Annotated in this window: 3 protein-coding genes; all 3 read left to right on the top strand. The window is 32.2% G+C overall.

Going from position 1 to position 13,817, the window contains the following annotated elements; translation table 11 throughout:
* Positions 1–4: 4 nt before the first annotated feature.
* The 3 genes from J3359_RS08780 to J3359_RS08770 all read left to right on the top strand — a co-directional run bounded on the left by J3359_RS08780 (position 5) and on the right by J3359_RS08770 (position 13,585).
* Positions 5–823 (top strand): helix-turn-helix domain-containing protein, encoded by an 819-nt coding sequence (locus J3359_RS08780; RefSeq protein ID WP_208080310.1) that lies wholly within the window; start codon positions 5–7, stop codon positions 821–823.
* Positions 824–982: 159 nt separating this feature from the next.
* Positions 983–2,500 carry an apolipoprotein N-acyltransferase gene (gene lnt, locus J3359_RS08775; protein ID WP_208080309.1) on the top strand — a complete coding sequence of 506 codons (1,518 nt, stop codon included), beginning with the start codon at positions 983–985 and terminating at the stop codon, positions 2,498–2,500.
* Between the two features lie 27 nt (positions 2,501–2,527).
* Positions 2,528–13,585 (top strand): MBG domain-containing protein, encoded by an 11,058-nt coding sequence (locus J3359_RS08770; RefSeq protein ID WP_208080308.1) that lies wholly within the window; start codon positions 2,528–2,530, stop codon positions 13,583–13,585.
* The last annotated feature ends 232 nt before the right edge of the window (positions 13,586–13,817 follow it).

Here is a 13,817-nt window from a genome sequence, read left to right as displayed (position 1 = left end):
GAGAATGATATTTATCCACAACGAAAATTTTAGACATTCTTTTTACAAAGATGTAACTCGTATTAATTATATAGAAGACATGTCTTCTCAATTAATTAGCGATTATGGTTATACGTATATTATGTTGCGTTATGGAAATATTGAAGCATTTAATAACGAAGGAAAAAAGGTAGAGGTACCAAAAGTTTTTATAAAAGGAACAGGAGACTATTTTACTGTAAAAGCCTACAAAAATAGTTCTTGGTTGTCTTTCGAGTTACCAAACCACATCTTACACAATGTTACAAAAATTCATTCTTTTAAAAACAGAAATAAGTTAATAGACTTATCTCTTTATGTAGATGATGATGTTGTTAAGAGTATGTATGAGAATTTAAGAGAAGTAAATTCTATCGAAGAAATTACAAAAATTGCAGACCAGCATTTAAGGGAAAATTACAAAGATTGGAGTGTTTTACAACCTTCAGTAGAAATTGTACAATATATTTTAGATAAAAAAGGAATGCTGGCAGTAAAAGAGTTATCCGATTTTTTTCCTTATACAGAACGTTCTATAGAAAGAATGTTTAAAAAAGAAGTTGGTGCAAGTCCTTATCGTTTTATTTGTTTAGTTCGATTTAATTACATCATAAGAGAGTTAGAAAAAAAAGAGCATAAATCGCTATCTAAACTTATCGCAGATTATGATTATTACGATCAATCGCATTTCGAAAAAGACTTTCAAAAATTTTTAGGACAATCTATTAGAGATTATAAAAACGATTATAATCCACTGCTAACAAATGGCCTTTCTAGAGCCTATATTAAAAGGAGTAAATATTAAATTTAAACACGTATTTCTACCTGTTTTTTATCCTTAGAGTCAGTTTGTCGGAAATTTACAGACTGTTTTAGGTTAGGTGTTTTATTTTTAAGAATTAAACTTTTAAAGAAACTTCTAATCATAAATTTATAAATCTATTTAATCGTTTTTTAGAGAAATATGGAAACCTTTTTTTCAAAATATAAATTTTTATTTGTTGCTTTATCAGCCATTTTAAGTGCTTATGCTTTTAAGGAAGTAAATTATGTATTGTCTATTGTTAGTTTAGTTCCTGTTATAATTGCTATTAAGCAAATACCTCTTAAAAAAGTATTTTTATACGGATTCTTATTTGGTAGTATTTATGCAATTATACTTTGTTTTTGGATGTTTAGTGCTTTTGTAAATTACACAAACAATAATGCAGTTGATATGGCAATTGGTTTTATAGCCATAAGTATTTTAATGTTTGCGTTTTTTTATTCAATGGTTTTTGTGGGTATAGCCTTTATATTAAATATTCATACTAATAAAAATTTTTTAGGTTGGTTTCAGCTTATTGCGATTACTGCTTTTTGGTCACTTTTAGAGATAGCTTTTATGAGTTTTTTAAATGAATACCCTTTTCATAATTATAGAGTAGGTTTTGCTTTTACTAAAAACATATTTAGTATCCAGTGGGCAAGCTTTGGAGGGATAGAAATCTTAACTTTTTTTACTGTTTTAGTAAATGTTCTTTTAGCGAAAGCAATTGTAAGCAAACAAAAATTAGACATAAAAATAACAGTTTTAGCAATTGTAATTATATTTTTAGGAGGCGCTATTTTAAAAGCAACTTTTACTCCTCAAAATATAAATACACCTTTTAAAGTTTCTAGTATTTCCGCAAATATGAATGTGAAAGATTCATGGAATCAAAATAAAGTGAATCAATTGGCAGAAAATTATTTTCAGCTTATTAAGAAACAAGAGGTAAAAACATCTGATTTTATAATTTTTCCAGAATCTGCTTTACCATGGACTTTTTATGGAAAAGACGATTTATTAGATGAATTTCAAAAGAGAATAAACCCTAACACTGCCATTATTATAGGTTTAAATACAACAGAAAATGAAAAAGATAAAAGTGTTAAAAACACTGTTTTTTATTTTAAGAATAAACAAGAGTTGGGTAGGTATCAAAAAGAAATATTAATAAAAGGCATAGAAGCACCAATTTTAGGAAGAGCAGCGCCTTTTGCAGGTAACGCTCAATATTTAGTTGAAAAAAATAGATTCAAAAATAAGTTGTTTACAACTCCTTTTGGAAAAGCTGGTATATTAATTTGTAATGAAGCTGTTATTTCTAAACATGCTATTCAACAAGCTCAAGAAGGAGCAAATTTCTTTTTTAATTTGAGTAATGATGCTTGGTTTAAAGAACAATATATTACTCCACATCACTTTTATAATGCAAGATTAATGAGTGTTATTACCAGAAAAGATATGGTAATAAGTAATAATTGTGGTTACAATGCAATAATTAAAGGTTCTGGTGAGATCATTAATAAATCAAAAAAAAATACTAAAAGTAATATTACAGGTAATTTAGTAGCTAATACATCTGCATCTTTAAAAACACAATATCCCTTACTTTTTGCTATACTATTAAACGTGTTTTTAATAGTAAGCCTATTTTTTTTAAAAAAACAAAATTAAAACCAAACATTACAATTACATAAAATTATGAAAAACAAATTACTTTTTATTTTCTTATTTTTTATTTGCAGTAGTGCCTTTGCAAACACTACAGTTACAAAATATAGATGGAGAAATGACAATGGCTCAGAAACAACAGCCACTTGGAAAGCCAATCTAAATACATCAACTATTTTAGATGGTAGTCCTATAAGATTAAGATTTGAGGTTGAGTCAGATCCAATAGATCCAGTTAATAGAGGAATTCAGTTACAATATAAAAAAGTTGGCGAAACTACGTGGGTAGATGTTACAAATGACGCTACTACGAATCATTTTGTTTACACAACTTCGCCAAACGTATCTAATTTACAAAATACTACCCAGCAATTAAACAGTGGATCTTTTACGAGTGGAGGTTATAGTAAAATTGTTTCAAGTACAAATAGTTCTCAAATACCCATTAGTGCTGGTAGTATACTAGAGGTTGAATATGTTTTCAAGCCAACAGCTAATGCGTCTTTATCAACAGAATATGAATTTAGACCCTCATCTCATAACACGTTTAATGTTATTGCTAAAGGAACAACTGCGCCTAATTTAGTGTTTCTTCCTGATTTCGAAAACAGCACACCTTCTGCTTCGTCAATTAATAAAACTAGTTTTATATTAGAAACAGATATTAACCAAGCAGGTACCATTTATTATGTGGTAGTTGCAGATGGCGCAACTGCACCAACAATATCAGAGATAAAAGCAGGAACAGGTAGTGGTGGTTCAGGAGAAATTACAAAAGGAAATGCTACTATAAGTATTGGTAATTTTACACAAAATTTTAATGTTACAGGTCTAACATTAGGAACAAATTATGATGTATATGTAGTTGCAGAAGACACTCAAAGTACGCCAAATGTACAAACAGCAGCTACAAAATTAGATGTTACAACAACATTAGGGCTACAACTATGGCTAAAGGCTAATGATGGTTTAACAAAAAATGCTTCTAACGAAGTTACAGCTTGGGTAGACCAATCTTCATTTACAACTTCGGTTACACCAAATGGAATGCCAAAACAGACACATAGTATTAATTTTAACCCTGTTGTTTCTTTTGATAATACAGATACACAATATTTTAATATCGATTTAAGTGGAATCGATAATACCGATTATAGTTTAATTGCAGTTGCAAAAAGAACAAGTAACATTTCAAATAACCATATTTTAGGCACTAGTCCTGCAGGACCTAATAAAGGACTTCATTTTGGTTATAAGTTAAATGGAACAGCAACCCAATCGCATTTTGCGAACGATTTAGATATGTCTGTCTCTAATTTCGATGCTCCAGAAATTGCTCCAGTATTACTACATGGTCAATTAGACAAATCTGTTGGTAGAAAGCTATCTCAATTAAAAGCAGGTACCTTACAAAGCAAGACAGATACCAATACAGCTTCTTTGTCAGGTTTTACAGCATCCACCTTAGGTAGAGGCTTTAATAGCGAAAGTTTTGAAGGTGAAATTGCAGAAGTAATCGTTTACAACGCAACACTACCAAATACAGAGGTTGCTAAAATATATTCTTATTTAGCCATTAAATATGGCTTAACATTAGATAATACTGGTGGTTTCGAGAATGGAGATTATGTTGCCAGTGATGGCACAACACTTTATTGGGATGCATCAGAAAATACAAGTTATTATAACGACATTACCATTATTGCAAAAGATGATGATTTTGACTTACACCAACCAAAATCTAAAAGCGAAAATAGCAATGCACTTTTAACCATAGAAAAAACAGGTGGTATTACGAACGATAAATCTGCCATTGCTATTGGTAATAACAACCAAGCATTCGCTTTTTCTGCTACAAATGCTCCAACAGGTTTTTTAACTTCAGATAGAATCTGGAAAATGCAAAAAACAGGTGCTTTAAATACCATAGACATAAGTGTTGATGTAGCAGGAAACTCTGGTGTTTTAGCTGATTATAAATTGTTAGTAAATTCAAGTGCTGCAACTTTTTCTTCGGGAACAACTACTTTTAATGCAACTAGTATTTCAGGAAATACAATTACGTTTGGTAACATTACCACAACAAATAATGCTTACTTTACTGTTGCAGAAGCAAGTATAGATAAAACGGCTTTATTACCTGCAAATAATGCTACAAGTATTGCATTAAGCACCAATTTAGAAATAACTTTTAATAAGAATGTCTCTAAAGGTACAGGAAATATCACCATTTTCGATGCTTCAGATGACAGTGCTATACAAGTAATAGATGTAACATCTACAAATGTTGTAACTTCTAATAACAAAGCTACCATTCAAACAAATGGTAATTTATTAAAAGGTAAAAGTTACTATGTACAAATAGCCTCTGGTGCATTTAAAGACTCAGATAATAATCCTTTTCTGGGTGTTTTAGACAAAACAACATGGTCTTTTTCAACAATAGCTAATGTTGCTCCAACTTTTTCCTCAACACCAACAACAAGTGCTAGTGCCAATAACTTATATTCTTATGATATTGCTATAAATGATACAGATGATGCCAATACAATTTTAGATATTGATGCTACAACATTACCAAGTTGGTTAACATTTACCAAAAAAAAGGTAACTACTTTAGCAGGTAGTGGTAATTATGGTTTTAAAGATGATACAGGTACAAACGCCGATTTTATAAATATTGAAGACATTGTTACAGATTCAAATGGAAACATTTATGTGATGGACAATCTAAGAATTCGTAAAATTACCCCAGCTGGTGTAGTAACCACATTTGCAGGTAGTGGAAATTTAGGAAACATTAATGGTACTGGTACCAATGCAAGTTTTCAAAATATGAGAGATTTAACAATTGACTCTAATGATAACTTGTTTTTATTAGAATCTAATGTTATAAAAAAAATTACACCTTCTGCTGTGGTAACTACCTTTGCAGGTTCATCATTCGGTTATACAGATAGTACAGTTGGTACCAATGCAAAATTTTCTGTTTTAACCAGTATTGGTATCGATGCTAATGATAATTTATATGTCACAGAAAGAACTACTTACGGACGATTGCGTAAAATTACACCTACAGGTGCAGTAACTACAGTAGTAGCCAATAATATACATAACATTTACAATGCTGTAAGTACTGGTTTGGTGGCAAATTCCGATGGCTCAGAAATTTATATTTCTTACCAAAACTACAACTTAATTATAAAAATAACCAATGGTGTTGTAAGTACCTTAACTAATAGCGCATTTGGTTTTGCAGATGGTACTTTAAGTAGCGCACAATTTAACAGACCTTCCGAATTATTTTTAGATGATAACAATAACCTTTTTGTTTCAGACGTATTTAATAGAAAAATAAGAAAAATAACTCCTGCAGGTGTTGTAAGTTCTGTTATAGGAAGAGACAGTGGAGATTTAGATGGAAATGAAAACAACGCAAAATTTACTCAAATAAATGATTTTACAATAACCAAACAAGGTATTTTATACTTAGCAGATGTAAGAAAACTTAAAAAAATAGTGCCAGAATTTAAGATCTTTGGAACACCAAATGGAACACATGTAGGATCAAATGCAGTTAATTTAGCACTTACAGATGGTGTTGCAACTACCAACCAAAATTTTACAATTACAGTTTCAGATGCTGTTTTACCTACTGTAGCAAATTTGACACCTTCTGATGATGCTACAGAAGTAGCAACTGGTGATGCTTTAATTGTAAGATTTAATGAACCCATAAAAAAAGGAACAGGTAGCATTACGTTACAGAATACAACTACAAGTACAACAGAAACAATAAGTGTAGGTAGCACTAATGTAACTATTAATGGCAATCTTTTAATTATAAAACCAGCAAACAGATTAATAGACAATAATAGTTACTATGTAAACATACCTAATACAGCTATTTTAGACTTAGCGAACAATGCATTTGCAGGTTTTACAGATGCTACTACTTGGAATTTTACTACAGAAAATAATACAGCTCCTACCATTTCTTCAGCAACTTCTGCAACTGCAGAGGTAGGTTCTCCTTTTAAATATGAAGTAGCAATTTCAGATCCAGAAAAAGATTTCATTGCAACTACAATTACTGGCTTACCAAGTTGGTTGCAAAATAAAGAAGAATATAACGTTACTACAATTGCAGGTAGAAACTCTGGTGCTACAGATGGCACTGGTACAGATGCACGTTTTTCCTTTCCAAATGAGACTGTTGTAGATAAAAATGGAAATATTTTTGTTGCGGATTATGGAAATCATAAAATACGAAAAATAGATACTAATGGAGTTGTTACAACTTTCGCAGGTTCAGGAACAGCAGGTAATGCAGATGGTGTAGGCACAGCAGCTTCTTTTAATTTACCTACAGGTATAGCTATTGATAAAGAAGGCTTTTTATATGTTACAGGTTTACTATCTCATAATATTAGAAAAATTTCACCAACAGGTCAAGTAACAACAATTGCTGGTACAGGAGCTTCTGGAAGTAATAATGGTCTTGGAACCAGCGCAAGTTTTAATCAACCAAGAGGTATTGTAGTGGATGCGAGTGGAAACATTTTTGTAGCAGATACACAAAATCACATGATTCGTAAAATAGATCAAAGTGGACAAGTTACCACATATGCAGGGAGTACATCAAATGGTAATGTCGATGGCAATGGAACCAATGCTTCTTTCTCTCAACCCTATGGAATTACCATAGATTCAAATGGTAATTTATATGTAGCTGATTATATAAATCATAGAATACGTAAAATTGACATCAACAGAAATGTAACAACAATAGCAGGTTCAAGCTCAGGTAATATAGATGCAAATGGAACTTCTGCAAGATTTAAAAATCCACGAGGAATTACCATAACTCCAAATGGTATTATATACGTTTCAGATACATATAATCATTCCATTCGTAAAATAGCTACAAATGGCGATGTTACTACTGTCGCAGGCAGTGGTTTTAGAAGTTTTAGAGATGGTATTGGGGCTAATGCGTATTTTTATGAACCCTATGGAATCGCTTTAGGAGAAAACAACGATTTAATTGTTGGAGATGCAAGAAATAATCGAATAAGAAGAATAAATATAACACCCGTTTTAGAGGGTACACCTGCTCTTTCAGATGTTGGTACTGCATCTATTGCTTTGAATGCTGATGACTTAAAAGGTGCTACAGCTAACCAAAATTTAGCATTAACTATTGCAAATTTAGTACCAACTATTTCAGATTTAGCACCGTTAGATAATGCAACAGGTATAGCTATAGATAGTATTTTAAGAATTACTTTTAGTGAAAAAATATTTAAAGGAACAGGAAACATAAATATACACGATGCTTCAGATGATAGCGTTGTAGAAACCATAGATGTAACTACAAATAAGGTAAAAATAAATAATTTGGTTGTAAACGATACAAGTGTAGATATAGAAACATCTAAATTAACCTACAACAAAAACTATTATATAAATATGCCAAGTGGTGTATTTAAAGATGTTGTAAATAATGATTTTGCGGGTATTGCCGATAAAACTACTTGGAATTTTACATCAGAAATAAATTTAGACCCAACTTTTACAAGTACACCAGTAACTTCTGTAAATGAGAATGCCTCTTATAACTATACTATTACAACTACAGATCCAGAAGGAGATAACCAAACAGTAACTTCTAATACGTTACCAACATGGTTAACCCCAAAAAAGAGTGTAAGTACAGTTACTACTTTAGCAGGAAGTGGAAATTATGCAGATGTAAATGGTATAGGCACAAACGCTTCCTTTAGAGGGAATTTAAGAGGAATTGTAGTAGATAGTAATGATAATATTTTTGTTTCAGTACAACAAAATAGAAAAATTAAAAAAATTACGCCAACAGGTTTAGTTTCAGATTTTGTTGGTAATGGATCTTATGGTAATTCTGCAGGTACAGGTACTAATGTGGGGCTTGCAGATCCTACAGGAATGACAATAGATAGTAACGATAACATATACTTATTAGATAGAAATGCAAATTCATTAAAAAAAATAACTCCTACAGGTGTAGTTACCATTTTAGCAGGAGGTGGGTGTTCTGGTGATGTAGATGGAACATTACCTGCAGCAAAATTTAACTACCCAGATGGTATTGCTTTAGATAGTAATAACAATATTTACATAGCAGATACAGGGAATCATAAAATACGTAAAATAACACCTTCAGGAACTGTAACTACTCTTGCAGGAAGAGGAAGTATTTTCAGTGGAGATGCAGATGGAACAGGAACAGATGCGCAATTTAATAGGCCAACTGGTATTGCTATAGATTCAGATGGTAATGTGTACGTGGGTGATGGCTCTAATAGAAAAATTAGAAAGATTACTCCAGCAGGTGTAGTAACTACATTTGCTGGTAATGGTTCTTATGGAAATACAGATGGTACAGGTACTAATGCTACTTTTTCTTCAGAGTTAGATGATATTGTAATCGATAAATTCAATAATTTATACGTAACAGACCAAGGGAATAATTCTATTAGAAAAATTACTTCAAATGGGGTAGTTACCACGCTTGTTGGAAATGGTTCTGGAGATTTAGATGGGCCAGTTGCTACAGCTAAATTTGCTGAACCTAGAGGTATTACATTAGATAAAGAGGGTAATTTTATTATTTCTGATCAAGGCAATTACAAAATCAGAAAAATAAATAATACTATAAATTCTTTAGAGGGTAACCCTACAACAGCAGAAATTGGAAACTATCCTATACAACTAACAGTAAAAGATGGTAAAGGAGGTAGTTCTCAGCAAAATTTTACTATTGCAGTAAAAGATATTACAGTGCCATTAGCTACTATTTATTCGCCTTTAGACGACGCTACTAATGTTTTAATAAATAGTAATTTACAAATTACATTTAATGAAGATATGGCAAAAGGGACTGGGAATATTAAATTTTATGATGCATCGGATGATAGCGTGCTGCATACTATAGATGTTACCAGTAGTCAAGTTAGTATAAATAATAAAGTAGTTACTATAAACCCTTCTTTTAGCTTATTAAAATCTAAAAATTACTACGTACAAATAGATTCAGGCGCCCTTACAGATGTTGCAGGAAATGATTTTGTAGGAATTTCAGATAAAACTTCATGGAGTTTTGGAACAGAGCAAAAAGTAGCATCCACTTTTAGTTTTGCAGATATTTCTAAAACTTATGGAGATGCAAACTTTAATTTATCGGCAAGTACAAATTCTACAGGAACAATTTCTTACAGTATTGTAGCAGGAGGAACAGGAACTGCAACTTTATCTGGTACCAATAATGCAACTCTTTCAGTAGGAAATGTTGGTACTGTAAAAGTAAAAGCAACTTTAGCAGAAGATTCAAATTATTTTAGCGCATCAAAAATAATTACGCTAACGATTACTCAAAAAGCAATCACAATAACAGCAGATGCAAAAAGTAAAGTGTATGGAGAAACAGACCCAACTTTAACTTACAAAATTACAACAGGAAGTTTGGTTGGAAGTGATGCCTTCACAGGAAGTTTAAGCAGAGCAACAGGCGAAGATGTTGGAACGTATGCAATAGCATCAACATTAGCGAACAGTAATTATAATATCACATTTGTAGCTGATAATTTAAGCATTACTCAAAAAGCAATTACAATAACAGCAGATGCAAAAAGTAAAGTGTATGGAGATGCAGACCCAACTTTAACTTACCAAATCACCACAGGAAGTTTGGTTGGAAGTGATGCTTTCACAGGAAGTTTAAGCAGAGCAACAGGCGAAGATGTTGGAACGTATGCAATAGCATCAACATTGGCGAACAGCAATTATAATATCACGTTTGTAGCAGATAATTTAAGTATTACTCAAAAAGCAATTACAATTACTGCTGATGCAAAGAGTAAAGTTTATGGAGATTCAGACCCAACTTTAACGTACCAAATTACCACAGGAAGTTTGGTTGGAAGTGATGTTTTCACAGGAAGTTTAAGCAGAGCAACAGGCGAAAATGTTGGAACGTATGCAATTGCATCAACTTTAGCGAACAGTAATTATAATATCACGTTTGTAGCAGATAATTTAAGCATTACTCAAAAAGCAATCACAATTACTGCAGATGCAAAAACGAAAGTGTATGGAGAAGCTGACCCAACTTTAACCTACCAAATCACCACAGGAAGTTTGGTTGGAAGTGATGTTTTCACAGGAAGTTTAAGCAGAGCAACAGGCGAAAATGTTGGAAATTATGCCATTTCATCAACATTAAATAATGCGAATTACAACATTACATTTACTTCTGCAGATTTAAGCATTACTCAAAAAGCAATCACCATAACAGCAGATGCAAAAAGTAAAGTGTATGGAGATGCAGACCCAACTTTAACCTACAAAATTACAACTGGAAGTTTGGTAGGAAGTGATGTTTTCACAGGAAGTTTAAGCAGAGCAACAGGCGAAAATGTTGGAACGTATGCAATTGCATCAACATTGGCGAACAGCAATTATAATATCACGTTTGTAGCTGATAATTTAAGCATTACTCAAAAAGCAATCACCATAACAGCAGATGCAAAAAGTAAAGTGTATGGAGATGCAGACCCAACTTTAACTTACCAAATCACCACAGGAAGTTTGGTTGGAAGTGATGTTTTCACAGGAAGTTTAAGCAGAGCAACAGGCGAAAATGTTGGAAATTATGCCATTTCATCAACATTAAATAATGCGAATTACAACATTACATTTACTTCTGCAGATTTAAGCATTACTCAAAAAGCAATCACCATAACAGCAGATGCAAAAAGTAAAGTGTATGGAGATGCAGACCCAACTTTAACCTACAAAATTACAACTGGAAGTTTGGTAGGAAGTGATGTTTTCACAGGAAGTTTAAGCAGAGCAACAGGCGAAAATGTTGGAACGTATGCAATTGCATCAACATTAGCGAACAGTAACTATAACATCACGTTTGTAGCAGATAATTTAAGCATTACTCAAAAAGCAATCACAATTACTGCAGACGCAAAGAGTAAAGTGTATGGAGAAACTGATCCAACTTTAAGCTACCAAATTACATCAGGAAGTTTAGAAACAGGAGATTCTCTAACAGGAAGTTTAAGCAGAGCAACAGGCGAAGATGTTGGAACGTATGCAATTTCATCAACTTTAGCGAACAGTAACTATAACATCACGTTTGTAGCAGATAATTTAAGCATTACTCAAAAAGCAATCACAATTACTGCAGACGCAAAGAGTAAAGTGTATGGAGAAACTGATCCAACTTTAAGCTACCAAATTACATCAGGAAGTTTAGAAACAGGAGATTCTCTAACAGGAAGTTTAAGCAGAGCAACAGGCGAAGATGTTGGAACGTATGCAATTTCATCAACTTTAGCGAACAGTAATTATAACATCACGTTTGTAGCAGATAATTTGAGCATTACTCAAAAAGCAATCACCATAACAGCAGACGCAAAAAGTAAAGTGTATGGAGAATCAGACCCAACTTTAACCTACCAAATCACCACAGGAAGTTTGGTTGGAAGAGATGTTTTCACAGGAAGTTTAAGCAGAGCAACAGGCGAAAATGTTGGAAATTATGCCATTTCATCAACATTAAATAATGCGAATTACAACATTACATTTACTTCTGCAGATTTAAGCATTACTCAAAAAGCAATCACCATAACAGCAGATGCAAAAAGTAAAGTGTATGGAGAAGCTGATCCGACGTTAACCTATCAAATCACCACAGGAAGTTTGGTTGGAAGTGATGTTTTAACAGGAAATTTAAGCAGAACAACAGGCGAAGATGTTGGAAATTACGCAATAGCATCAACTTTAGCGAACAGTAATTATAACATCACATTTGTAGCTGATAATTTAAGCATTACTCAAAAAGCAATCACCATAACAGCAGATGCAAAAAGTAAAGTGTATGGAGATGCAGACCCAACTTTAACCTACCAAATCACCACAGGAAGTTTGGTTGGAAGTGATGTTTTCACAGGAAATTTAAGCAGAACAACAGGCGAAGATGTTGGAAATTACGCAATAGCATCAACTTTAGCGAACAGTAATTATAACATCACATTTGTAGCTGATAATTTAAGCATTACTCAAAAAGCAATCACCATAACAGCAGATGCAAAAAGTAAAGTGTATGGAGAAGCTGATCCGACGTTAACCTACAAAATTACAACTGGAAGTTTGGTAGGAAGTGATGTTTTCACAGGAAGTTTAAGCAGAGCAACAGGCGAAGATGTTGGAAAGTACTCAATAGCATCAACTTTAGCGAACAGTAATTATAATATCACGTTTGTAGCTGAAAATTTAACGATTACAAAGGCAATTTTAACGGTTACAATTACTTCTGGACAAACGAAAGTTTACGGAACTCCAAATCCAACAAATTTCAATTTTACGGTTACAGGTTTTGTAAATGGAGATTCTTTAGCAGATATTAATACTACAGGAATGAAAATTTCTAGAGAAAGTGGAGAAGATGTTGGTACTTATAAAATAAGTATTACTGGAATAGCAGATCTAAATTATGATATAAATCTAATAACAGCTGTATTTACAATAACAAAAGCTAACCAAACCATTACTTTTGGACCTTTAAGTCACTCAGATAAAGATAGTTTTGAGTTAAAAGCAACAGCATCTTCTGGTTTGGATGTGGTTTATACAAGTTCAGATACATCTATTGCAACCATTTCTGGGAATATAATTAACGTTATTAGCACTGGTACTGTTACAATTACAGCATCACAACCTGGGAATATCAATTACAATCCAGCTACAGATGTTGGTCAGCAATTAGTAATTACAGTACTAAGTGTTCAGGATGAAATTTTAAGTGATAAGAAGGTATTTATATATCCAAATCCTGCAAAAAATACTCTAAAAATTAGTTTAGGTATTGAAAAGGCAAGTGTTACTATTTACGACATTAACGGAAAACTAGTTAAAAAACAGCGCAATTATATATCAGATAGAATGTTAGATATTTCTAATTTACCAATAGGTGTATATTTAATTAAAATTAAAAGCGATAATAATATAATTACTAAGCGTTTGGTAAAAGCAGAGTAATATTGAATAGTGGTAATTTAAAAGAAGCTGTTTCAAAAGTATTAAAATTTGTCATTTCTGACTGTATTGAAGAAATCTTATGTATTGAATTCCAATATGAGGTTTTTCGACGTCGCTAAAAATGACAACCAAATTTACTTTTGAAACTGCTTCTTTTTTTTGTTTTTTAAAAATATCATATAGATTATTAAGAGTAAAAAGTGTTGGTTTTTTACTTCAATAAGTACACTAT

The organism is Polaribacter cellanae, from assembly GCF_017569185.1.
Lineage (GTDB): Bacteria > Bacteroidota > Bacteroidia > Flavobacteriales > Flavobacteriaceae > Polaribacter > Polaribacter cellanae.
The sequence above is the reverse complement of the archived record's forward strand: the minus strand, read 5'-3'. Positions and strand labels throughout refer to the sequence as shown.

What these genes read in the sequence shown, in the direction of transcription:
- J3359_RS08780 (WP_208080310.1), top strand. Translation starts at nt 5, where the DNA reads ATGATATTTATCCACAACGAAAATTTTAGACATTCTTTTTACAAAGAT.
- lnt (WP_208080309.1), top strand. Translation starts at nt 983, where the DNA reads ATGGAAACCTTTTTTTCAAAATATAAATTTTTATTTGTTGCTTTATCA.
- J3359_RS08770 (WP_208080308.1), top strand. Translation starts at nt 2,528, where the DNA reads ATGAAAAACAAATTACTTTTTATTTTCTTATTTTTTATTTGCAGTAGT.